This window comes from Nesterenkonia halobia, from assembly GCF_039536005.1.
Taxonomy (GTDB): Bacteria; Actinomycetota; Actinomycetes; order Actinomycetales; family Micrococcaceae; genus Nesterenkonia; species Nesterenkonia halobia.
On the sequence record NZ_BAAAYG010000007.1, the window covers coordinates 171260 to 193789 of the forward strand.

Sequence of the window (22530 nt, forward strand, 5' to 3'; positions counted from 1 at the left end):
CGTCGGCGGTGCACGGCACCTGCGCGGGTGGCGGAATAGGTAGACGCGCTAGCTTGAGGTGCTAGTCCTCGTATTAGAGGGTACGGGTTCAAGTCCCGTCTCGCGCACGAATGACGGAAGCCCCGGATCGATCCCCAGCGGATCGGCCCGGGGCTTCGTTCGTGCGCGGCGGCGCTCCGGCGGCCCGGAGCGCCGAGCCGGCCGGATCGGCGGCAGTTCCCAGCACGCCCGAGAGCCCTGTCGATATCAACCAGCCATGACACGTACCATCGGCGCATAGGTCCTGCGGCGATCGGCCCACGGCGGCGCTCGTCCCGGTGACCGTCCACACCGTCATGCGCCGGATCCCTGACGCACCGAGCTCGCGGCGCGAGCCCGATGGGGGACCGGCCGCTCAGGACGGCAGTCACAGCACCGCACCTCATGGAGGGAAGAACACGTGGATATTCTGACAACAGGCGGCGCGATCGCGATCCTGATCATCCTGGTCGTGGCGGTCGTGCTCGCCGGGATCGTCGGGCTGATCATCATGCGCGCCTGGACGAAGGTCGCCCGTGCGGACGAGGCCCTGGTGGTCACCGGCAAGTCCTCGAAGTCCGACGCGCCGGAGACGCGGCCCAAACAGGTCATCGTCAACGGACGGGCGATCGTCAACCCGATCCGCCAGCGGCACGAGATCATCTCGCTGCGCTCCCGACAGGTCTCGATGACCGTCACCGCGCAGAGCCATGACAACGTGACCATCAACGCCGAGGCCGTGGCACTGGTGAAGATCGGCAGCGGGGTCGAGGACGTCAAGGCGGCCTCCGAGCGCTTCGCCTCCCAGGACGAGGCCGTGGTCGAATACACCCAGGACCAGCTCGAAGGCGCACTGCGCGGCCTGATGGCCCAGCAGACGGTCATCCAGCTGATGCGGGACCGGCAGAAGTTCTCCGAGGAGATCTCCCGGTCGATCTCCCCGGAGCTGCGGACCCAGGGTCTGCTGCTGGACTCCTTCCAGATCCGCGAGATCACCGACGACTCGGGCTACATCTCCTCGCTGGGCGCCCCGGAGATCGAGGCGAAGCGCCAGGCGGCGGAGATCGCCGCGACCAACGCCGAGCGCGCCATCGCCAAGGAGCGGATCGCGAACAACGAGCAGAACCTCATCGAGGAGACCGAGTACGACTCGAACCAGGCTGCTGCCACGTCGCGCGTGGGACAGGCACGAGCCGAGGCGGAGCAGGCGGAGGCCCTGGCCGGGGAGAAGGCTCGCCAGCAGGTGCTCGGCCAGCAGGCGGAGAACCGACAGTCCGAGCTGGACGCCGAGGTCAAGCGCGTCGCCGACGCCGACCTCTACAAGCAGCAGAAGAGCGCCGACGCCGAAGCCTATGAGCGCACCAAGGCCGCCGAGGCCGAAGCCCTGGTCGCCGAGTCGGAGGCCCGCGCGCGCCGGCAGCGCTCCGAGGCCGAGGCCGCCGCGATCCGCGAGGAGGGCGAGGCCAAGGCCGCGGCCATCCGCGCAGAGGCTGAGGCGCTGCGCGAGAACCAGGAAGCGGTGCTGGCCCGTGAGGCGCTGGCCGTGCTGCCCCAGCTGATGGACTCCTTCGCCGCCGGCTATGCCAACGTCGGCTCGATGACGCTGATCGGCGGATCCGGCGAGTCGGGAGCCTCCGAGCACTTCGACGGAGAGTCCTCCGTGGCCCTGGCCGGGGTCTTCAAGCGCGTCGAGGCCGCCACCGGCATCGACCTGGGGTCGATCCTGCAGGCGAAGGTCCAGGGCGAGGCCGTCGGCACCGCGATCTCCGAGTCCGGCCGCCGCGACGTCGGCGGATCTGCCGGGGCGTCGGCCGCGTCCTCCGCGGCCGACGGCGACCAGCCGCGCCAGGAGCCCGGCACGCCGTCGCCGGAGTCCGGTGAGTGACGCTCGACCGCCCGGTGAGCAGGCCCCCGTCGACCAGGAGCTCCTCCTGGTCGACGGGGGCCTTCTTCGTCGGCGGAGGGCTCCGGCCCCGGGCCCCGCGATAGGCTGGACATCGGCGAGACCACCCCACCGTCTGCAGGAGGCGCTGATGACCCCCACCGATGCCGACATCGTCGATCCCGCGGCGCAGGCCGAGGCCGACGTCGTCGCGTTCTGCCGCGACCTGATCCGCATGGACACGCAGAACTGGGGCGGCGGGGAGGCTTCCGGCGAACGCGAGGCGGCCGAGTACTGTGCGGCGATCCTGCGGCAGTCCGGCCTCGAGCCCGAGCTCGTCGAGACGGCGCCGGGCCGGACCTCGGTGGTGGCGCGGATGGCCGGCACCGATCCGGAGGCGGGCGCGCTGGTGGTCCACGGTCACCTCGACGTGGTCCCCGCCCAGGCGGCCGACTGGCAGGTGGACCCGTTCTCCGCCGAGATCGTCGACGGCATGATCTGGGGCCGCGGCGCCGTGGACATGAAGGACATGGACGCGATGATCCTCGCCGCCGTGCTGCGCATGAGCCGCGAGGGGCGCCGTCCCCGACGTGATCTCATCATCGCCTTCTTCGCCGACGAGGAGGACAACGGCCGCTGGGGCGCGGGGCGGATCGTCGCCGACCGGCCCGAGCTCTTCGCCGGCGCGACCGAGGCGATCAGCGAGGTCGGCGGGTTCTCCGCCGACATCGCCGGCCGGCGGGCCTACCTGATCCAGACCGGAGAGAAGGGCCTGCACTGGACGAAGATGATCGCCGAGGGGACCGCCGGCCACGGCTCGGCCGTGCAGCGCGACAACCCGGTGGTCACCCTGGGGGAGGCCGTCGCCGCGATCGGCGCGCACCGCTGGCCGATCGAGTACACCAAGACCACGCGCGCGCTGATGGAGCAGCTCTCCGAGCTCACCGGGATCCCCTTCGACGAGGAGGACCCCGCGCCGCTGCTGGAGGCCACCGGGTCCACGGCGAAGTTCGTCGCCGCGACGCTGCAGAACACCTCCAATCCGACGGCGCTCGACGCCGGCTATAAGCACAATGTGGTCCCCGGATCCGCCGAGGCGCTGGTCGACGCGCGCACGCTGCCGGAGCAGGACGCGAAGGTCGCCGCCACGCTGGCCGAGCTGGCCGGCGAGAAGGTGCGCTTCGAGCTGCAGAACGGCGGCCCCTCGCTGGAGGTGCCGTTCTCCGGAGCGCTGGTCGAGGGCATGGTCTCCAGCCTGCGCGCCGAGGACCCCGAGGCCGTGGTGCTGCCGTATATGCTCGGCGGCGGCACCGACAACAAGCATCTGGCCGCGCTCGGCATCTCCGGCTACGGCTTCGCCCCGCTGCGCCTGCCCGCCGAGCTGGACTTCACCGGGATGTTCCACGGCGTCGACGAGCGGGTGCCGGTGGATGCGCTGCAGTTCGGCGTCCGCGTGCTGCACCGCTTCCTGGAGGCGCAGTGACGGGGCCGGCGGCGGGCGCCGGGGTCGCCGAGGTGCTGGACCCGGCGCTGCTGGGCCGCATCCGGGAACGCGCCGCCGACTTCGACGTGCGCAACGCCTTCTGCCACGAGGACGTCGAGGAGCTCGCCGCCGCCGGGCTGCTGCGGGCCCTGGTCCCGGTCGAGCACGGCGGCCTGGGCTGGGACCTGCCGACCGCCGCGGCCGCCCAGCGGCTGCTGGCCGCCCATGCTCCGGCCACCGCGCTGGCGGTGAACATGCACCAGGTCTGGGTCGCCGCCGCCCGGCGGATGGTCGCCGGCGGCCATGCGGAGTTCGCCCAGGTCCTCGACGAGGCCGCCGCCGGCGAGATCTTCGCCTTCGGGATCTCCGAGCCGGGCAACGACGCGGTGCTCTTCGACTCCACCACCGACGTGCGCACCGACGCCGACGGCTCGGCGTCGTTCACCGGGCTGAAGATCTTCACCTCGCTCACCCCGGTCTGGACCCGGCTGGGGCTGCTCGGCCGCGACGTCGACGGCGGCGAGACGCCGCTGGTGGTCGGGTTCCTGCCGCGCTCGGCCGAGGGATGGTCGCCCGCCGGGGAGTGGGATGCCCTGGGGATGCGCGCCTCGGGCTCCTTCGCCACGGCGCTGGACGACGCGACCGTGCCCGCCGAGCGGGTGGTGCGCCGGCTGCCCGCCGGCCCGAACCGGGATCCGCTGATCTTCGCGATCTTCTCCAGCTTCCTCGGGCTGCTCTCGGCGGTCTACACCGGACTCGGCGACCGGGCGCTCGAGCTCGGCGCCGAGCACGCCGCCGCACGCACGGCGCTGACCACCGGGCGGGCGCTCGCGCAGGACCCCGACGTGCGCTATCGGCTGGCCGAGGCCCAGCTCGATCAGCTGGCCCTCGACGCCCAGCTGCGCGGGACGCTGACCGATCTGGAGTCCGGCGTCGACCACGGCGAGATCTGGTTCCCGCGTCTGGTCTCGCTGCGCACGCGGGCCACGCGCACCGCCCGGGCCGCCGTCGACGCCGCGCTGCAGGTCGGCGGGGGAGGGCAGTATGCCCGGACGAGCGAGCTGTCCCGGCTGCACCGGGACGTGCTGGCCGGCATCCACCATCCCTCCGACGACGCCTCGGCGCACCGGACGCTGGCCGCCCAGCTGCTCGGGCCTCTGGAGGACTGACTCCGCCGGGAGGGTGGGGCGCTCAGAGCGTGCGCCGGACCTTCATGATGCGCCGGCGCAGCCAGTACTTGCGGAATCCGCCGGAGTAGATCCGGCTGCGGCGCAGCTCCCAGCGCCCCTGCTCGGCGTGCTCGACGACCCGGCGTCGGACCTCGGCGAGGGACTCGCGCGGCTCGCAGCGGATCACCAGGTACTCCCAGGCGGAGCCCGGTCCGGAGTCGTCGGTGTAGTGCGCCGCCACCGCGGAGGCGGATCCGGAGAAGTGCTCGGCCATCGTCACGCTCGCTCTCTGCTGCGGTCCTTCCGGCAGGGCCGACCGGCGCGGCCTGGCCCTCGGGGCCACACCCTAGCGCACCGCCGGCGGCGGTCGGCACCGGCGGGGGAGGTCGCCTGGCGCGCGCCGTCTCGGGGTGCCGCCGCATCGGATCCGGCCGAGGATTCCTCCGCCGACGTCTTACCGTCGGGGCCCCGCATTGGTACCGTGATGCCATGAACATGGATCCCCGCGTCGCACTGAGCACGCTGACGAACGCTCTCGAGGAGCACCTTTCTGCCTCCCTCAACCGTCGCGGCGAGGAGGACCCTGCAGTCGAGTCGGCCTTCTACGGCGTAGCCGACGCCTTCGAGGCCTATGAGGACGCGCTGTTCGCGGCCACCGGCGAAGTCACGCCGCTCGACCTCTACGAGGAGGAGGGCGACGACGAGGACGACTTCGACGAGGACGAAGATGACGAGGACGAGGACGAAGACGACGAGGACGACGAGGACGACGAGGACGAGGGCGACGACGAGGACGCTGCGGAGGAGGACCAGCCCGCCTCCGCCCGCGGCGTCTGACCCGGCGCCTGATCCGGAGGCAGAGCCCGCCCGCGTCCCGGCGCGGCGTCCCGTCCGGAGTGCGCAGCACCGGCGGTGACCCGAGGCGCGGTGCGCCCGGTGCGGGGTGGGCGATGTCACCGACGCCGCCCGCGGCACACAGCGCCAGGTTCACCACGTCGGCGGGCTGATGGAATACGCTCACGGTGTGCAATGGATTGAAGCGATCATCCTGGGGCTGGTCCAGGGTCTGACGGAGTTTCTCCCGGTCTCCTCCTCGGCGCATCTGCGCATCGTGGGGGAGTTCCTGCCGGGAGGCACCGACCCGGGGGCGGCCTTCACCGCGATCACCCAGCTCGGCACCGAGGCGGCGGTGGTCACGTTCTTCTGGCGTGACATCGTGCGCATCATCGGCGCCTGGTGCCTGGCGATCGCGGGGAAGCGCCCGCATCGGGATCCCGACGTGCGCATGGGCTGGCTGATCATCGTCGGCTCCGTGCCCATCGTGGTGCTCGGGCTGCTCTTCGAGGACCAGATCGAGAGCGTGTTCCGCTCGCTCTGGCTCGTCGCCGCCATGCTCATCATCTTCGGTCTGATCCTCTCGATCGCCGATCTGAAGAGCCGGCAGCGCAAGCCGCTGGACCAGCTCACCGTCCGCGACGGCATCCTCTTCGGCCTCGCGCAGTCGCTGGCGCTGGTGCCCGGGGTCTCGCGCTCGGGCGGCACGATCACCGCGGGCCTGCTGATGGGCTATACCCGCGAGGCCGCGGCGCGGTACTCCTTCCTGCTGGCCATCCCGGCCGTCTTCGGCTCGGGCTTCTACATGCTCATCCAGTCCGTCGACGAGGCCTCCGGGCCGTATTCGCTGCCGCAGACGGCGCTGGCGACCGTGGTCGGCTTCCTGATCGCCTATGTGATCATCGGCTGGTTCATGAAGTTCATCTCGAGCCACTCCTACACCGTCTTCGTGATCTACCGGATCCTGGCGGGGCTGGCGGTCTTCGTGCTGCTCGGCCTCGGCATCATCAACGCCTGATCTCCTCGGCCCGGGCCGGAGCGCGGAAATACCGACGGGCGTCGGGCTGTTGGCCAGTGATCGGACGCCCCAGCCCAGATGCCCCCGTGCCGCGTGCGACGGGGAGGAAAGGACCGACTGCGTGGAATCGTGGACCTCCCCGACCGTGCCGAGCATCCCGGCGCTGCCGCCGACGCTGCGGCTGCATGACACGGCGACGGGCCGACTGGCCGACGTCGAGCCCCGCGACGGCGTGGGCTCGCTCTACGTCTGCGGCATCACGCCCTACGACGCCACGCATCTGGGGCATGCGAACACCTATGTGAACTTCGACCTGCTGGTGCGCTACTGGCGCGCCTGCGGGCTCGAGGTGCAGTACGTGCAGAACGTCACCGACGTCGACGATCCGCTCTTCGAGCGCGCCGCCGCCACCGGCATCGACTGGCGCGAGCTGGGGGAGGAGCAGACCGAGCTCTTCCGCCGCGACATGGCCGCCCTGGGCGTGATCGCTCCGGACGTCTTCCGCGGCGCGGCGGAGTCGGTGCCCGAGGTCGTCGCCGACGTCGAGCGGCTCGTGGAGGCCGGGATCGGCTATCGGGTGCCGGTGCCGGAGTCCGAGCGCGTCGACGCCGCCGACGGCGACGACGTCTACTTCGACATCGCCGCCGCCGAGTCCGCCACCGACTGGCGGCTGGGCTCGATCGGCGCCTACGACCGCGCCGCGATGGAGGAGCTCTTCCCCGAGCGCGGCGGCGACCCGCAGCGTGCCGGCAAGCGCGACGCACTGGATCCGCTGCTGTGGAGCGCGCGGCGCGCGGGGGAGCCCTGGTGGGAGGGCGGCGCGCTCGGACCCGGCCGGCCCGGCTGGCACATCGAGTGTTCGGTGATCTCCCGGCGTCACCTGCCGGCCCCGTTCGCCGTGCAGGGCGGCGGCTCGGACCTGCGTTTCCCGCACCACGAGTTCTCCGCCGCGCATGCCACGGCCGCCGACGGAGTGCCGCTGGCCGAGACCTACGTGCACACCGGCATGGTCGGGCTGCGCGGCGAGAAGATGTCGAAGTCCCAGGGGAACCTGGTGCTGGTCTCCGCGCTGCGCGCGGACGGCGTCGACCCGCAGGCGGTGCGGGTGCTGCTGCTCAGCCATCACCACCGCTCCGACTGGAGCTTCACCGACGAGGAGCTCGCCGCCTCGGGCGAGCGGCTGCAGCGCTGGAAGGAAGCCCTGGCCCGGGCTCCGCAGTCGGCGCGCGGCGGCGACGCCGATCAGGAGCCCGAGGACCTGCAGCACGCGCTGCACTCGACGCTCTCCCAGGACCTCAACGCGCCGGCGGCGCTCGAGCAGCTGGACCGCTGGGCGGCGGGCCAGCTGGCCGCCGGCACCGACGCCGCGCGCGCCGCCGACGTCGTGCAGGCGCTGCTCGGCATCGACCTGCGCGCCTGACCGGGAGCGGCCGGCGGAACCGGCCGGCGCCGGAGGCGGCGGATCAGCCGCGGCCGCCCCCGGAGCCGAAGCCGCCGTCCGGCGGGCGCCGACGGCGCAGGTAACGCTCGAACTCGCGGGCGATGGCCTCCCCGCTGGCCTCGGGGAGGTCCGAGGTGTCGGTGGCCTCCTCGAGACGCTTGACGTACTCGGCGATCTCCTCGTCCTCCTGGGCGAGGTCGTCGACGCCGCGCTCCCAGGCCGCGGCGTCCTCGGCGACGTCCTCGACGTCGAGGGCGATCCCCAGCAGGTCCTCGAGCTCGCGCATCAGCGCCAGCTGCGCCTTCGGCGAGGGCGCCTGGCCCACGTAGTGCGGCACCGCCGACCACAGCGAGACCGCGGGGATCCCGGCCTGGAAGGCGGTGTGCGAGAGGACGCCGACGATGCCGGTGGGGCCCTCGTAGGTCGGCTCGTCGACGTCGAGCCGGTCCTGCAGCTGCTCGTCCTCGGTGGACAGCGCCGCGGGGATCGGACGCGTGTGCGGCACATCGGCCAGCAGCGAGCCCACCAGCACGATCGCGTCGACGTGATGCTCGGCCGCGCGGGTCAGCAGGTCTGCGGTGAACCCCTGCCAGCGGAAGCTGGGCTCCACGCCGTGGACCAGCAGCAGGTCCATCTCGGCCCGCCGGGGACGAGCCCGGAAGATCCGCGTCGAGGGCCAGATGATCTCCCGATGGGAGCCGGTGCGGCGGACCTTCGGGCGGGTGAACTGGTAGTCGTAGTAGTCCTCGTCCTCGAGGCGCTCGACGAGCTCGGCGTCGGCGGCGGAGCCGATCGAGCGCACCGCCGCGGACGCCGCGCCTCCGGCGTCGTTCCACCCTTCGAAGGCCAGCACCATCACCGTCGGGCGCGCGGTCGTGCCGTCGCCCACCTCGCGCAGATGCGCGGCGAAGCGGGCGGCGCGACCGGGCTCCTCGGCCGGCTGGTCCGGCGGCTGCGTCGTCTCGTCCACGGTCCTCACACTAGCCCCGGGGCCTGCGCGGGGAAAGCACCCAGGTCAGCGTCGCCTCCGGCTGTGATCTGCTCGACGGCGCGACCCGGCACGACCTCTTAGAATGGGCTCCATGGTCTCCCGCGTCCCCGCCCCCTCGTCCGCCGCCCGCCCCTCCGCCGCCGACGCGTCGGCGGCGGGCCGCCCGGATCAGCGCCTGCAGGCGGTGTTCTGGGACATGGACGGCACGCTGGTCGACACTGAGCCGCACTGGATCGAGGCCGAGTACGAGCTCGTCGCCTCCTACGGCGGCACGTGGTCCCAGGAGCAGGCCCATGCGCTGGTCGGCCAGGCGCTGACGCACAGCGCCGCCGTCCTCCAGGAGGCCGGGGTGCGGATGACCTCCCGCGAGATCATCGACTGGATGATCACCCGGGTCGCCGCCCGGGCCCGGGAGAACATGCCGTGGCGTCCAGGGGCGCGCGAGCTGCTGGCCGATCTGCACGCCGCCGGGGTGCGCTGCGCGCTGGTGACGATGTCGGAGTCGCTGCTGGCCGAGACGGTCGTCGCCGCCCTGCCGGCCGGACACCTCGAGTTCATCGTCTCCGGGGACATGGTCGCCGCCGGCAAGCCCGATCCGGAGGCCTACCACCAGGCGGTGGAGCGGATGGCCGCCGACCATGCCGCCGTCTCCGGCGAGCCGCTCGACCCGGCGCGCTGCCTGGCGGTGGAGGACTCGGTGCCCGGCACCGCCGCCGCGGCCGCCTCCGGACTGCCCACGCTGGCGGTGCCGCACTTCAGCCCGCTGCCCGAGGACGACCGCTGGCACCTGCGCGAGAGCCTGGAGGGCCTCGACGTCCCCGCCCTGGACCGGATGGTCGGCCCCGGGGCGCCGTCGCCGCTCGCCCCGTCCCTCGGCGCGGTCCCGGACGCCTCGGCGGCCGGCTGATGACCCGCCGGCGCGGGGGATCCGCGGCGCGGATCCGCATCCTCGGCATCCCGCTGCGGCTGCGCGCCTCCTGGCTGATCGTCGCCGCGGCCATCGTGATGATCTTCGGCCCGCAGGTCGACCGCATCTTCGACCTGGGCATCGCGGCCTACGCGGTGGCGCTGGCCTATGCGGGGCTGCTGCTGGTCTCGGTGCTGGCCCATGAGCTCGCCCACGCGCTCAGCGCGCGGGCCTTCGGCTGGCCGCCGACCGAGATCGAACTCAACCTGTGGGGCGGGCACACCGAGTTCCTCGCCGGCGACTCCACGCCCACGAAGTCGTTGGCGGTCTCGCTCGCCGGGCCGGCGGCGAATCTGGTGATCGCCGGGGTCGGCTGGTGGCTGATCGAGACGTTCACGCCGGTCGGAGTCCTCGGCATGCTCGCCTCGGTGACCGTGCTGATGAACTTCCTGGTGGGCGTGTTCAACCTGCTGCCGGGTCTGCCGCTGGACGGCGGCCGGCTCGTCGAGTCGACGGTCTGGGCGGCCACCGGCAGCCGGCTCCGCGGCGCGCTGGCCGCCGGATGGGCCGGACGCGTCGTCGTCGCCGGCCTCGTCCTCGCGGCGGTGTGGCTGCTGATCGCCGACGGCGGCGGCACGAATCTGGTGGTCGTGGTCGTCGCCGCGATGGTGAGCTTCGTCCTGTGGCAGGGCGCCTCGGACACTGTCGCCGCCGCCCGCGCCGGTCTGCGGCGAGAGCGCGGCGAGGGGCGGGGACGATAGGCTCGCAGTGCCGCCCGACGAGACCGGCCCGCCCGCGCCGGCGGACCGGCCCCGCCTGATGACCGACCCCTCGAGGAGGACGATCCCCCGTGACCACCACCCAGCCCGACGGCCAGAGCACCGGCCCCGTCGGCGCCCGGATGCGCACCGGCCCGCTGCGTGCCGGCCAGCGCGTCCAGCTGACCGATCGCAAGGGCAAGCCGAGCACCATCACGCTGCAGCACGGCGGCGAGTGGCACACGCACCAGGGCGTGCTGCGGCATGACACGCTCATCGGCCGGTCCGAGGGGATCGTGGTGGCCAACGAGGCCGGGTACGAGTACCAGGTGCTGCGTCCGCTGCTGAACGACTTCGTCCTCTCCATGCCGCGCGGGGCGACGGTGGTCTATCCGAAGGACTCCGCGCAGATCGTGCAGGTCGCCGACGTCTTCCCGGGCGCGCGGGTCGTCGAGGCCGGGGTCGGCTCGGGCGCGCTGTCGCTCTCGCTGCTGCGCGCGGTCGGCGACCAGGGCGTGCTGCACTCCTATGAGCGGCGAGCGGACTTCGCCGAGATCGCCCGCGGCAACGTCGCGGCCTTCTTCGGCGAGGAGCACCCCGGCTGGGCGGTCCATGTCGGCGATATGCAGGAGAAGGTCCTCGAGGTCGAGGAGCCCGGCTCGGTGGATCGCGTGGTGCTGGACATGCTCGCCCCCTGGGAGTGCCTGGACGCGGTGAAGCAGATCATGGCCCCGGGCGGAGTGTGGGTCAGCTACGTGGCCACAGTGACCCAGCTCTCCCGGCTGGCCGAGGCCATCCGGGAGTCCGAGGGCTTCACCGAGCCCGAGGCGCACGAGACCATGGTGCGCACGTGGCACCTCGACGGGCTGGCGGTGCGGCCGGATCACCGGATGATCGCCCACACCGGCTTCCTGCTGGCCGCTCGGCGGCTCGCCGACGAGGAGACGCCGCTGACGCTGAAGAAGCGTGAGAAGCAGTCCGAGGTCAGTGCCGAGGACCTGGCGGCCTGGCTGCCCGACGACGTCCAGCAGCCCTGGGACGAGCAGGCCTTCAAGAAGCGCCCGGTCACCGGCAAGAAGGCCCGCAAGGCCGCCGCCCACGCGCAGAAGCTCGCCGATGCCGCCCGCGGGGCCGTCGACGGCGAGCTCGACGACCCCGACGTCGGCCCCGCCGGCGAGCCGGGCGGCACGGGCGCCGCCGTCGCCGAGGGGGATCGAGAGGAGGACCAGTGAGTCAGGACCACCCGCAGCAGGACGAGGCCCGGCAGGACCACGCGCGACAGGATGACGTGCGGCAGGACGACGCCGAGCAGCTGCGCGGCCGACTCGAGCAGACCCGCCGGCAGCTGGACTCCATGCGCCGGAGGACTCGGGAGCTCGAGGAGGAGGCGCGCACCGCCGGGCGGCAGAACACCCAGCTGGCCGAGACGCTGACGGCCGCCCGCGGGCGCATCGAGGAGCTGCGCGAGGCGCTGCACGCCGACGGTCAGGCGCCCTTCTCCTTCGCCACGGTCATCGCCTACCGCCCGCGGCACGAAGTCGTCGAGGGGCGCGAGATCGAGGCGGCCGCCGGTCCCGGCGTCGACGTGCTCCATGCCGGGCGCCGGATGCGGGTGAGCCTCTCGCCGCTGCTGGACCCCGAGGAGCTGGAGCCCGGCGCGGAGGTCCTGCTGAACGAGCACCTGGCCGTCGTCGCCGTGCTCGAGCCGGAGACCACCGGGGAGATCGCGCGGGTCAAGGAGGTGCTGCCCGACGACCGTCTGGTGATCCTCTCCCGCGGCGAGGACGAACGGGTGGTCCGGCTGTCCCCGGCGGCGAGCCGCCGCGCCGACCAGCCGGTGCGCGTCGGCGACGCGGTCACCGTGGACCTGCGCACCGGCACCGCCACCGAGATCGTCCCGCTCTCCGAGGTCGAGGACGTCGTGCTGGAGGAGACCCCCGACGTCAGCTACGCCGACATCGGCGGACTGGGCGAGCAGATCACCCAGATCCGCGACGCCGTCGAACTGCCCTTCCAGCACGCCGACCTCTTCCGCGAGCACGGACTCTCGGCGCCGAAGGGCATCCTGCTCTACGGGCCGCCGGGCTGCGGCAAGACGATGATCGCCAAGGCGGTCGCCTCCTCGCTGGCCGAGGAGGGGCCCGGCGCCGCGGGCGGGGTGCGCTCGCCGTTCTTCCTGAACATCAAGGGCCCGGAGCTGTTGAACAAGTACGTCGGTGAGACGGAGCGCCATATCCGGGTGATCTTCTCCCGCGCCCGGGAGCGCGCCGACGCCGGCCATCCGGTGGTGGTCTTCTTCGACGAGATGGAGGCGCTGTTCCGCACCCGCGGATCGGGGGTCTCCTCCGACGTGGAGACGACGATCGTGCCGCAGCTGCTGGCCGAGATCGACGGTGTCGAGACGCTGGACAACGTCATCGTCATCGGCGCGTCGAACCGTGAAGACATGATCGACCCGGCGATCCTGCGTCCGGGGCGGCTGGACGTGAAGATCCGGGTGCGGCGCCCCGCCGTCGACGGCGCCCGCGAGATCCTGCGCATCCACCTGGGCGCCGGAGTGCCGCTGCGGGCCGATCAGGTGGCCGCGCGCGGCGGTCGTGACGAGGCGGTCCAGCAGCTGGTGGAGACCGTGGTCTCGCGGCTCTTCCCGGCCGACGGTCGGGCGTGGCTGCGCCTGCGTCATGCCGACGGCGGGATCACGGACCTGGCCGCCGCGGAGGTCGTCTCGGGCGCGGTGCTGGGCAGCATCGTCGACCGGGCGAAGAAGGCCGCGATCAAGGAGCACCTCGGCGCCGGACGGGATCCGGAGACCAAGGGCGTGACGGCCGAGCACCTGCGCGTCGCCGTCGACGACGAGCTGGCCGACCAGCAGGACCTGCTCAGCACGGCGGACCCGCAGGAGTGGGCCCGCGTGCTCGGCTCGGCGCCGACGCCGGTGGTCGCCGTCGAGCGGCTGGCCGCGACCGGCGACCGGACGAGCGAGCGCGCCACCGAGCGGAACGGAGGACGGGCATGAGCGTGCGACGGCTGATCGGCATGGAGACCGAGTACGGGGTCCATGCGCCGAGCAATCCCCGGGCCAGCCACGTGGCGCTGTCCATCGAGCTGGTCAACGCCTACGCCGCCGCCGTCACCGAGGCCGGAGGACAGGTCGCCGGTGCCGAATGGGATTATCAGTCCGAGTCGCCGCTGGTGGATGCCCGCGGCTGGGTGCTGCCGCGCTCCGCGGCGCATCCGAGCCAGCTGACCGACAGCTCCGAAGCAGCCGACGCCGGCGATGGCTCAGCCGGCGCCGGCGTCGAGCCGCTGACCGGGGTCGGCGGCCCGGACCCCAGCCCGGCCGACGTCGCCGAAGGCGCCGGGGGAGCGGCCGCGGGCCGCGCCGACGTCGAGTTCCAGCAGGCCGGAGCCGCCGGCTGGCGCGGAGACTTCTTCCGGATGCGCGAGGACCAGCCGCATCTGCTGACCAACCTGGTGCTGTCCAACGGGGCGCGGCTCTACGTCGACCACGCCCATCCGGAGTACTCGGCCCCGGAGACCGTCGGGGCCAAGCGGGCGGTGCTGCACGACGTCGCCGGCGATCTGGTGGTCCGCCGCGCCGCGGAGCGGCTGGCCGCCGAGGAGGGCAGCCCGCAGGTGCTGCTCTACAAGAACAACACCGACGGCAAGTCGGCCTCCTACGGGGCGCACGAGAACTACCTGGTGCCGCGCGAGCTGCCCTTCGACGAGCTCGCCGCCGGTCTGATCCCGTTCTTCGTCACCCGGCAGATCCTCTGCGGCGCCGGACGCGTGGGGATCGGCGCCGAGCACCCGGAGCCGGGGTATCAGATCTCGCAGCGCGCCGACTTCTTCTTCGAGGAGGTCGGGCTGGAGACCACGATCCGGCGACCGCTGATCAACACCCGCGACGAGCCGCATGCCGACGCCGATCGGCACCGCCGGCTGCACGTGATCATCGGCGACGCGAACATGAGCGAGTACTCGTCCTGGATGCGGGTGGGCACCACGGCGCTGGTCCTCGACCTCATCGAATCGGGCCGCGCCCCGCAGCTGCGGCTGCGGGATCCGGTCGGCGCGCTGAAGGCGATCTCCCACGACCCGACGCTGCAGACGGCGGTGCGCACCAACCGCGGCGAGATGACCGCGCTGCAGATCCAGCGGCTGTATCTGCGCGCCGCCGTCTCCCGCGCCGCCGAGAAGTCCGGCCCCAAGGCCGCCCGCCATGCGCCCGACACCGAGACCGCCGAGGTGCTGGATGCCTGGGAGCAGCTGCTCGACGACCTCGCCGAGGACGTCGACTCCGCGGCCGACCGTGTCGACTGGGTGGCCAAGCGCCAGCTGCTCGAGTCCTACCGCCGGCGCGACGGGCTGGACTGGGATGCGCCGGTGCTGGCGATGGTCGACCTGCAGTACCACGACATCCGACCGGAGAAGGGGCTGCACCACCGGCTGGTCCGGGCCGGACGGATGCGCCGGCTGTTCACCGACGACGCCGTGCGCTGGTCGGCCGCCCACGCCCCGGAGGAGACGCGGGCCTGGCTGCGCGGTCAGCTCGTCGCCGAGCATCCCGAGCTGCTCGCCGGGGCGAGCTGGGACCAGATCCTGCTGCGTCCGGATCCGGCGTCGCCGCCCGAGCGGCTGAGCATGCCCGAGCCCACCACCGGCGCCCGCGCCGAGGCCGAGCCGGTGCTGCTCGCGGCGAAGGACCCGCGGGCGATGATCAGCGGGCTGCGCCGGATGCTCGAGCAGGTCTCCTGGCAGGACGGCGGTCCGGGCTCGGCGCCGTCGACCGGTCCGAGCCCCTCGGCCGCCTCCTCGCGGCGGAGGACGTAGACTCGCAGGACGGATCCCTCGACGCTCCCGCCGAGGGATCGGCATCGACAGCACGACACGTCGGCAGAAGGTGATCTCCATGGCCCCACACACTCAGGGCGGCGCCGAGCGCCGTCCGCAGGACGCCCGGCAGGAGGAGTCCGGCGACGGCGGACCCGGTGCGGGCGACGCCGGCGCGGCGGGCGGCAGCCCCCAGGCTCGACAGCAGGCCGAGGAGCTCGACGGGCTGCTCGACGAGATCGACTCGGTGCTGGAGTCCAACGCCGAGGAGTTCGTCCGCGGCTTCGTGCAGAAGGGCGGACAGTAGCGGCATGGATCGTCGCGTCGTCGGCGTCGAGACCGAGTTCGGTCTGGCCCACCGCGGCGGGGAGCGGCGAGGGCTGCCTCCCGAGGAGGCCGCCCGCTACCTCTTCCGGCCGGTGCTGGACTGGGGGCGCAGCTCCAACGTCTTCATCCCGAACGGCTCCCGGCTGTACCTCGACGTGGGCTCGCACCCCGAGTACGCCACCGCCGAATGCGACCGGCTGACCGACCTGATCGCCTCGGACCGGGCCGGCGAGCTGATCATGCACGACCTCGCCCTCCGGGCGGAGCAGACGATGGCCGCCGACGGCTATGCCGGCACGCTGTACCTGCTGAAGAACAACATCGACTCGCAGGGCAACTCCTACGGCTCCCATGAGAACTATCTGATCCCGCGCACCACGCATTTCCGGCGGCTGTCGACGATCCTGCTGCCGTTCCTGGTCACCCGCCAGCTGCTGGCCGGGGCCGGGCGCATCGTGCCGGCGGCCGACGGCCGCGGCGCGCACTGGGCCTTCTCCCAGCGCGCCGACCACATGTGGGAGGGCATCTCCTCGGCCACCACTCGTGCGCGGCCGATCATCAACACCCGCGACGAGCCGCACGCCGACGCCGGCGTGCACCGGCGGCTGCACGTCATCGTCGGCGACTCGAACATGTCCGAGACCACGCAGCTGCTGCGCTTCGGGTCCACCGACCTGGTGCTGCGGATGATCGAGGCCGGCGTCCCGCTGGGGGACTTCGAGCTCGAGGACCCGATCGCCGCCATCCGCACGATCAGCCATGACCTCACCGGCACCGCGACAGTGCCGACGCGCGACGGCCGGCGGGTCACCGCCGTCGACGTGCAGTCGGCGCTGCTGGACCGCTCCCGCCGCTTCGTCGCCGAGCACGGGGCCCACCACGAGCACGTCGACGCCGTGCTCGAACTCTGGGAGCGCACGCTGCAGGCGGTCTCCTCGGGCGACCACACGCTGATCGAGGCCGACATCGACTGGGCGATCAAGAAGCGCACCGTCGAGGACGTCGCCGCCCGCGGCGGTCTGCCGCTGGACGCGCCACGGCTGACCCAGGTCGACATGGCCTACCACGACGTCCATCCCGAGCGGGGCCTCTTCCGCATGCTCGAGCGGCGCGGGCGCGCCACCCGGCTGGTCGACGACGACGCCGTCCGCCGTGCGACGGTGGATCCGCCGGCGACCACGCGGGCGAGCCTGCGCGGCCGCTTCCTGTCCACCGCGCGGGCGTTCGGCGTCGAGCACCAGGTCGACTGGGTCCAGCACAAGCTCGTGGAGCGGCCGCTGGAGGCGCTGATGCTCAAGGACCCCCTCGCCGTGGAGGAGCCGCGCCTGGAGTCGCTGCTCGACAAGCTCGGCGACCGGGCCGCCCGGCTGCAGGAGCTGGACATCGAGCAGCGCGCCGCGCAACCGGGTCCGCTGGCGCTGAGCGAGCGGTACCGCGTCCGCGACGCGCCGCCGCCGGACCCGCCGTTGATCTGAGCCGGCGCCGCGCCGGAGGTTCCGTGTGCGGCGAGTCCAGATTCCGCAGGTACAGTGCTCCCCGGCGGGGATCGTCTCCCGAGGCCTCGCCGTGACCCCGCATCCGTGACCCTGCATCCGCGCCCCGTCGTCCCGACTCTGGAGGTCCTCCCTCGTGAGCAGAAAGCATCTCGCCCTGTCCCTGCCCGCCGTCCTGCTGCTGGCGGGCTGCGGCGGAGGAGACGGCATCGGCGACTCGTCGGCCCTGGAGGGCCTCGACGTGCACATGACTGAGGAGGGCGCCCCGGAGGTCGTCGTCAAGGACGCGATCGAGACCGAGGAGCGGTCCTCGCTCGTGCTCGACGCCGGCGACGGCGCGGAGGTCGAGGGCGATCACCTCATCGAGTTCTCCCAGGCCTCGGTGGACCCGAGCTCCGGGTCGGTGCAGCAGGAGAACTTCTCCTCCGGCGCGCCGGGCATGCTGTACCTGCCCGAGCTGAAGGCCGGCGACGAGTTCTCCTACAAGTCGCTGACCGAGACCGGGCTGAAGGTCGGCGGAGAGATCGCCCTGTACGTGCCGGCCGAGGCGCAGAGCGGCGGACAGCAGCAGATGATGCAGCAGCCGACCGATCAGCTGTCGGTGCTGCGCGTCGAGGACACCTTCCCCGACCACGCCTCCGGCGAGGAGGTCGAGCAGTCGGGCGACCTGCCGGCCGTCGAGTCGACTGAAGGCGAGGCGCCGGAGCTGGTCGAGGCGCCCGGCGAGGACGCCGAGGTGCCGGAGAGCACGCAGAGCGAGGTGCTCATCCAGGGCGACGGCGAGGAGATCGCCGACGACCAGGTGATGCTCGCCCGCTACACCGGCTGGACGTGGTCCGACGGCGAGGTCTTCGACTCGAGCTGGCCGGGCGTCTCGGCGTCGTCGGAGGAAGAGTCCGAGGGCGGCTCCGAGGGCGAGTCGCCGTCCGCCTCCGCCGCGGAGGACTCCGGGGAGGAGACCCCGCAGCGCCCGTACCAGTTCACCTGGGACACCTCGATCACCGGATGGGAGGAGGCGCTGACCGGCAAGCATGTCGGTGACCGGGTCCTCATGGTGGTCCCGGCCGCGGAGGCGTACCCCGAGGACAGCGAGCATGAGATGGCCGGCGAGGATCTGATCTTCGTCGTCGACCTCGTGGCCGCAGTGCCGCAGGAGGATCTCCAGCAGGGTCAGCAGGGTCAGCAGGGTCAGCAGGGTCAGCAGGGCCAGCAGGGCCAGCAGGGCCAGTAACTCGGGCTCCTCCGGGTGCGCGGCGAGGAATGACACGATCGTCCGGTGCGGTTCGTCGGCGCGCCGCGCCAGGATAGGCTGGCCGATGTGACGCAGGACCGGTCCGGCTGACGGCCCGCCGGTCGACCCCGCCCGTGACTCGAGAGGAATCCCGGACCATGTCCTTCGGCCAGCGCAGCTACGACCGCACCCGACCCGAGGTCGACTTCCCCGGCGAGACGCCGCCGCAGGATCTGGTGATCGAGGAGCTCATCCCGGGCGGCGGAACCGCCGTGGAGCCCGGCGACCAGGTCTCCTGTCACTACGTCGGCGTCTCCTGGTCCACCGGGGAGGAGTTCGACGCCTCCTGGAACCGCGGGAAGCCGCTGGACTTCACCGCCGGCATCGGCCAGGTCATCCAGGGATGGGACCAGGGACTGATCGGCATGCAGGAAGGCTCCCGGCGGCGCTTCGAGATCCCGCCGCACCTGGCCTACGGGGAGCAGGGCGCCGGGTCGGCCATCGGGCCGGACGAGACGCTGATCTTCGTCGTCGACCTCGTCGGCGTGCGTCGGGCGGAGTGAGCGACTGTGGCCGGCTACCAGTACCGCGGAGGATCGCGCTCCGCCGCCCAGCAGGCCACCAGCCCTTCCGGCGACGCCGTCGACCTGGCCCGCGGCGAGGAGGCGGACTTCACCGCCGCGCACGATGAGCGGCACGAGCAGGACGTCAGCGCCGAGCGCGCCGTCAGCCGCGCACTCTCGCTGGCGGCGACGATCGCCGACGAAGGGTCCGTCGGGCTGACCAAGTGGCAGATCAAGAGCCGGATCGAGGACTATCGCGAGCAGTCCGACCGCACCTTCGACCGGATGCTGAACCGCGACAAGCGGCTGCTGGGGCAGCTCGGCTTCGTCGTCACCGACGCCGCCCGCCTCGGCCGCGCTCCGCAGGACGCCGAGGAGGAGCCCGACGGCGCGGTCTCCGCCGGCCAGCAGGACCATCGTTACGTCATCGACCACCGCCGGCAGGGCCTGCCCCCGATGCGCATCACCGCCGCCGAGGCGCTGGCCCTGGACCGTGCCCAGCTGGCCTGGACCGGCACCGGGGCCCAGCGCAGCATCCGGCGGGCCGTCGGCGCGCTCACCGACGCCGGCCGCCTCGACGCCGCGGACGCCGAGTCCGCCGACGGCGAGCTGCCGGCCGCCGGGCTCGAGGCGCTGGTCGGGCGCCGGCCGGGCGAGTACCGGCTCGGCGTCGGCGGCGATGCGGATCTGGAGCACCTGGAGACGCTGGTCCGGCTGCCCGACCGGGCACCGGTGACCTTCGACTACACTGCGCGCGGCCGGCAGCGTCCGGCGCGGCGCACTGTGGTCCCCTTCGGCTGGGGAATGCGCGGACGCTGGTATCTGGTCGGCCATGACCTGGCCCGCGACGGGGTGCGGGTCTTCCGGCTGGACCGCATCCACGGGGCCGTCGAGCCGGCCGAGGCCTCCGTCCTGGACGGCGAGGCCGCCGAGCGGCTGTCCCGGCTGCGCGGCGACCTGGAGGCCGGCGTCGTCGACGCCTGCGCGGTGACGACCGAGCAGCTGGCCGACCTCGGGCCGGTCGAGGCGGGCGAGACCGTCGAGCTGGAGCTGACCGGCTCCGCCGCCGCCGTCCACCGCCCGCTGGCCGTGCCCGGCAGCGTGGAGGAGCTCGACGACGGAGCGGTGCGGCTGACGCTGGAGACCACGCTGCACGACTCGGTCGTCGCCGATCTCGCCGTCCGGCTGCCGGAGGTGCGGCGCGCGGACGGTCCGCGCCTGATCGGCAAGATCCGCTCGCACCTGCAGGCGGTCTCCACCGCCCACGAGGAGCATCGCGACACCGCCGTCGGTCGGCTGAAGCGGCTCGCCGACCGCGGCGAGAGCAGCACCAGCAGCCGCTGGCAGATCAGCCGAGCCATGGAGGTGCTGCCCTTCCTGCACGCCGGCGGCGGCGCGCCGGTGAGCCAGGTGCTGGACCGCACCGGCATCAGCGTCGAGGCGCTGCACCAGCTGCTGGTCACCGTCGAACAGGCCGGCAGCTACGACGCCGCCGAGTACGCCGACTTCGTGACGGTCCGCCCGACGATCCCGCTGACCCGGCGCGGGTTCGTCGAGGAGATCGTCGAGCCCGACGTCACGCTGAGCCTCGAGCTGCCCGCCGGGCGCAGCGCCGAGACGCTCGGCCGGCCGCTGGGGCTCTCCGCCGGCGGGGCGCTCTCGCTGCTCATCGCCCTGGAGGGGCTGATCGCCTCGGACGCGCCGGAGGACGTGGGACTCCAGGAGCCGGCCCGCGCGCTGCGCGAGAAGGTCCGGGGCCTCGCGCCGGCGGAGGTGGTCGAGTCGGCCTCGGCCGCCCGGATCTCCTGGGCCCGGACCGACCCCTACGAGCACCAGGCCGCGCTGCGGACGGCGATCCGCGACGAGCACGCGGTGCGCCTGGACTATGAGAAGTCCGACGGCGTGCGCACAGTGCGCGAGGTCGAGCCGGTCGACCTGGTCCACGACGTCGGGCGCACCTACCTGCGCGCCTGGTGCCGCAGCTCCCGCGGGGAGCGCTACTTCCTGCTCTCCCGCCTGCTGGGGCTCGAGCTGCTGCCCGGCTCGCCGATCGGCGCGGAGGCCGCCGCCGTGGCGGCGACGACGGCGACGCGGCCGCGGGTGCCGCACCGCGCCGGCGACCCGACGGCGGTGCTGCGCTTCTCCCCGCCGGCGGCCGGCGCCGCGGAGGAGCACGCCCCGCTGCGGCACCGCGTCGACGACGACGGCGCCCGGACGGTGGAGATCAGCTACCGCAGCGACGCCTGGTTGACCGACCTGGGGCTGCGCTCGGCCGGCGACGTGGTGGTGCTGCGACCCGCCGACGTCGCCGCGGAGATCCGACGCCGCGCCGCCGAGGGGCTCGCCCGGCTCGACGGCGACGTCGCGCGCTGAGCTCCGCGGCGTGACCGCGACCGTCGTCCGGTGGAGTATCCTGGAGAGAAGACGAAAGGACGTACTGGTATGAGTCTCGGTCCCTGGCAGATCGCCATCATCGCCCTGCTGATCATCCTGCTGTTCGGCGCGCCGAAGCTGCCGCAGCTGGCCAAGTCCGTGGGGCAGTCGATGCGCATCTTCAAATCGGAGGTGCAGACGATGAGCGGCGAGTCGAGCTCGAAGGACTCGTCGCAGGAGTCCGCGGAGGAGGGGGAGAAGCCCGCCGTGGAGGGCCGCGTGGTGAACACGGAGGATCCGGCCGCTCAGCGCAGCGGTGAGGGCGCCGAGCAGCGGCGAGACCGCAGCTGACGCCGATGGCGAGGACGCAGACCGGCGATCCCCGCTCCACCGGCCGTCGTCGGCCGCGCCGCCGCGACCCCGAGGGACGGATGCCGCTGAAGGAGCATCTGCGCGAGCTCCGGAAGCGGCTCGTCCTCGCCGCCGCCGGCATCGTGCTGGGCGCGGTCGCGGGCATCATCCTGTACGACCAGATCTTCCAGGTCCTCACCGCCCCGGTGCTCGGCTATGACGACGTCGACCGCACCACGGAGATCGCCTTCAACACTGTCGGGCAGCCGCTCGACCTGATGATCCGCATCTCGCTGTTCGTCGGGATCGTGATCTCGGCGCCGATGTGGCTCTACCAGATCTGGGCGTTCATCATGCCCGGGCTGAAGAAGCGCGAGAAGCGCTATGCGCTGAGCTTCCTGGCCATCTCGGTGCCGCTGTTCCTGGGCGGCATCTGGCTGGCCTATGTGGTGCTGCCGCGGGCGATCCGCTTCTTCTTCACGCTGAACCCCGAGGGCACGTCGAACATCATCGCCCCGGACGTGTACTTCACCTTCGTCATCCACCTCTTCCTGGCCTTCGGCGTGGCGATGATCATCCCGGTCGTGCTGGTCGGGGTGAACATGATGGGCCTGGTCAGCGGCAAGCGGGTGCTGCAGAGCTGGCGCGGCACGCTGATGCTCATCGCGCTGATGTCGGCGCTGGCCGCGCCCGGCGGCGACGCGGTGTCGATGTTCTTCATCGCCGGGCCGCTGGTGGTGCTCTTCGCCGTGGCCATCGTGCTCTGCCTGCTCAACGACAGGCGCCGGGCGCGTCGCGACCAGGAGCGGGAGCAGGCCAACGAGGCGCTCATCGACGACCCCGGCGAGGTCTGACCTG

The 22530-nt window shown here is 72.8% G+C and carries 20 protein-coding genes and 1 tRNA gene; 19 read left to right on the top strand and 2 right to left on the bottom strand.

All coding sequences use genetic code 11. The features are described 5' to 3' along the window. Positions 1 to 21: 21 nt before the first annotated feature. The 4 genes from ABD652_RS09795 (at position 22) to ABD652_RS09810 (ending at position 4552) form a co-directional block, all read left to right on the top strand. Positions 22 to 107 (top strand) — tRNA-Leu (locus tag ABD652_RS09795). A gap of 332 nt (positions 108 to 439) precedes the next feature. Continuing rightward, on the top strand, positions 440 to 1903 hold the full coding sequence (locus ABD652_RS09800; RefSeq protein ID WP_344720758.1) for an SPFH domain-containing protein: 1464 nt from the start codon (positions 440 to 442) through the stop codon (positions 1901 to 1903). Positions 1904 to 2051: 148 nt separating this feature from the next. Then, a complete protein-coding gene (locus ABD652_RS09805; protein ID WP_344720760.1) occupies positions 2052 to 3383 on the top strand; it encodes a M20/M25/M40 family metallo-hydrolase in 1332 nt (443 codons plus the stop codon). Then, positions 3380 to 4552 (top strand): acyl-CoA dehydrogenase family protein, encoded by a 1173-nt coding sequence (locus ABD652_RS09810; RefSeq protein ID WP_344720762.1) that lies wholly within the window; start codon positions 3380 to 3382, stop codon positions 4550 to 4552. The genes ABD652_RS09805 and ABD652_RS09810 overlap by 4 nt, the downstream gene beginning before the upstream one ends. A 22-nt stretch (positions 4553 to 4574) precedes the next feature. On the opposite strand, the gene ABD652_RS09815 is transcribed toward ABD652_RS09810, so the two are convergent. After that, positions 4575 to 4832, bottom strand: coding sequence for a DUF5703 family protein (locus tag ABD652_RS09815; protein WP_246161045.1), 258 nt, complete (start codon positions 4830 to 4832; stop codon positions 4575 to 4577). Positions 4833 to 5041: 209 nt separating this feature from the next. On the opposite strand from ABD652_RS09815, the gene ABD652_RS09820 reads away from it, so the two are divergent. From ABD652_RS09820 to mshC, 3 genes are all read left to right on the top strand, one after another. Continuing rightward, the gene (locus tag ABD652_RS09820; protein WP_344720765.1) at positions 5042 to 5389 is read left to right on the top strand and encodes a primosomal protein; all 348 of its coding nucleotides are present in this window, start codon (positions 5042 to 5044) and stop codon (positions 5387 to 5389) included. Positions 5390 to 5558: 169 nt separating this feature from the next. After that, entirely contained in the window at positions 5559 to 6404 is an 846-nt protein-coding gene (locus tag ABD652_RS09825) for an undecaprenyl-diphosphate phosphatase (protein WP_344720767.1), read from the top strand. A gap of 121 nt (positions 6405 to 6525) precedes the next feature. Beyond that, complete coding sequence (gene mshC, locus ABD652_RS09830; protein ID WP_344720769.1) at positions 6526 to 7824, top strand: cysteine--1-D-myo-inosityl 2-amino-2-deoxy-alpha-D-glucopyranoside ligase; 1299 nt, start codon at positions 6526 to 6528, stop codon at positions 7822 to 7824. A 43-nt stretch (positions 7825 to 7867) separates the two neighbouring features. Here mshC and ABD652_RS09835 read toward each other — a convergent pair whose 3' ends face one another. Continuing rightward, complete coding sequence (locus tag ABD652_RS09835; protein WP_425574571.1) at positions 7868 to 8824, bottom strand: proteasome assembly chaperone family protein; 957 nt, start codon at positions 8822 to 8824, stop codon at positions 7868 to 7870. A 103-nt stretch (positions 8825 to 8927) separates the two neighbouring features. Between ABD652_RS09835 and ABD652_RS09840 the strand changes: the two genes are divergently transcribed. The 12 genes from ABD652_RS09840 to tatC all read left to right on the top strand — a co-directional run bounded on the left by ABD652_RS09840 (position 8928) and on the right by tatC (position 22526). Further along, complete coding sequence (locus tag ABD652_RS09840) at positions 8928 to 9743, top strand: HAD family hydrolase (RefSeq protein WP_344720773.1); 816 nt, start codon at positions 8928 to 8930, stop codon at positions 9741 to 9743. Continuing rightward, positions 9743 to 10504, top strand: a complete 762-nt coding sequence (locus ABD652_RS09845) for a site-2 protease family protein (RefSeq protein ID WP_344720774.1) — start codon at positions 9743 to 9745, stop codon at positions 10502 to 10504. The genes ABD652_RS09840 and ABD652_RS09845 overlap by 1 nt, the downstream gene beginning before the upstream one ends. Positions 10505 to 10644: 140 nt before the next feature. After that, entirely contained in the window at positions 10645 to 11733 is a 1089-nt protein-coding gene (locus ABD652_RS09850; RefSeq protein WP_344721083.1) for a tRNA (adenine-N1)-methyltransferase, read from the top strand. 122 nt (positions 11734 to 11855) lie between these two features. Next, entirely contained in the window at positions 11856 to 13517 is a 1662-nt protein-coding gene (arc, locus tag ABD652_RS09855) for a proteasome ATPase (RefSeq protein ID WP_425574575.1), read from the top strand. After that, positions 13514 to 15334 carry a depupylase/deamidase Dop gene (gene dop / locus ABD652_RS09860; RefSeq protein ID WP_344720776.1) on the top strand — a complete coding sequence of 607 codons (1821 nt, stop codon included), beginning with the start codon at positions 13514 to 13516 and terminating at the stop codon, positions 15332 to 15334. The genes arc and dop overlap by 4 nt, the downstream gene beginning before the upstream one ends. A gap of 79 nt (positions 15335 to 15413) precedes the next feature. Then, on the top strand, positions 15414 to 15641 hold the full coding sequence (locus ABD652_RS09865) for a ubiquitin-like protein Pup (RefSeq protein WP_425574572.1): 228 nt from the start codon (positions 15414 to 15416) through the stop codon (positions 15639 to 15641). 4 nt (positions 15642 to 15645) lie between these two features. Next, positions 15646 to 17136: a Pup--protein ligase gene (gene pafA / locus ABD652_RS09870; protein ID WP_344720779.1), complete on the top strand. Its 1491-nt coding sequence runs from the start codon at positions 15646 to 15648 to the stop codon at positions 17134 to 17136. A 154-nt stretch (positions 17137 to 17290) separates the two neighbouring features. Beyond that, the gene (locus tag ABD652_RS09875; protein ID WP_344720781.1) at positions 17291 to 18385 is read left to right on the top strand and encodes an FKBP-type peptidyl-prolyl cis-trans isomerase; all 1095 of its coding nucleotides are present in this window, start codon (positions 17291 to 17293) and stop codon (positions 18383 to 18385) included. Positions 18386 to 18543: 158 nt separating this feature from the next. Continuing rightward, positions 18544 to 18948, top strand: coding sequence for an FKBP-type peptidyl-prolyl cis-trans isomerase (locus ABD652_RS09880; RefSeq protein WP_344720783.1), 405 nt, complete (start codon positions 18544 to 18546; stop codon positions 18946 to 18948). 6 nt (positions 18949 to 18954) lie between these two features. Beyond that, a complete protein-coding gene (locus ABD652_RS09885) occupies positions 18955 to 21321 on the top strand; it encodes a helix-turn-helix transcriptional regulator (RefSeq protein ID WP_344720785.1) in 2367 nt (788 codons plus the stop codon). A gap of 69 nt (positions 21322 to 21390) precedes the next feature. Continuing rightward, positions 21391 to 21672, top strand: coding sequence for a Sec-independent protein translocase subunit TatA (tatA, locus tag ABD652_RS09890; RefSeq protein ID WP_344720787.1), 282 nt, complete (start codon positions 21391 to 21393; stop codon positions 21670 to 21672). Positions 21673 to 21677: 5 nt separating this feature from the next. After that, complete coding sequence (gene tatC, locus ABD652_RS09895) at positions 21678 to 22526, top strand: twin-arginine translocase subunit TatC (protein ID WP_344720789.1); 849 nt, start codon at positions 21678 to 21680, stop codon at positions 22524 to 22526. The last annotated feature ends 4 nt before the right edge of the window (positions 22527 to 22530 follow it).

Bases quoted from the DNA above. Each gene is read 5' to 3' on its own strand.
- ABD652_RS09865 (WP_425574572.1), top strand. From the start codon at position 15,414: ATGGCCCCACACACTCAGGGCGGCGCCGAGCGCCGTCCGCAGGACGCC.
- tatC (WP_344720789.1), top strand. From the start codon at position 21,678: ATGGCGAGGACGCAGACCGGCGATCCCCGCTCCACCGGCCGTCGTCGG.
- ABD652_RS09820 (WP_344720765.1), top strand. From the start codon at position 5,042: ATGAACATGGATCCCCGCGTCGCACTGAGCACGCTGACGAACGCTCTC.
- dop (WP_344720776.1), top strand. From the start codon at position 13,514: ATGAGCGTGCGACGGCTGATCGGCATGGAGACCGAGTACGGGGTCCAT.
- ABD652_RS09825 (WP_344720767.1), top strand. From the start codon at position 5,559: ATGGAATACGCTCACGGTGTGCAATGGATTGAAGCGATCATCCTGGGG.
- arc (WP_425574575.1), top strand. From the start codon at position 11,856: ATGCGCCGGAGGACTCGGGAGCTCGAGGAGGAGGCGCGCACCGCCGGG.
- pafA (WP_344720779.1), top strand. From the start codon at position 15,646: ATGGATCGTCGCGTCGTCGGCGTCGAGACCGAGTTCGGTCTGGCCCAC.
- ABD652_RS09880 (WP_344720783.1), top strand. From the start codon at position 18,544: ATGTCCTTCGGCCAGCGCAGCTACGACCGCACCCGACCCGAGGTCGAC.
- tatA (WP_344720787.1), top strand. From the start codon at position 21,391: ATGAGTCTCGGTCCCTGGCAGATCGCCATCATCGCCCTGCTGATCATC.
- ABD652_RS09840 (WP_344720773.1), top strand. From the start codon at position 8,928: ATGGTCTCCCGCGTCCCCGCCCCCTCGTCCGCCGCCCGCCCCTCCGCC.
- ABD652_RS09805 (WP_344720760.1), top strand. From the start codon at position 2,052: ATGACCCCCACCGATGCCGACATCGTCGATCCCGCGGCGCAGGCCGAG.
- ABD652_RS09845 (WP_344720774.1), top strand. From the start codon at position 9,743: ATGACCCGCCGGCGCGGGGGATCCGCGGCGCGGATCCGCATCCTCGGC.
- ABD652_RS09850 (WP_344721083.1), top strand. From the start codon at position 10,645: ATGCGCACCGGCCCGCTGCGTGCCGGCCAGCGCGTCCAGCTGACCGAT.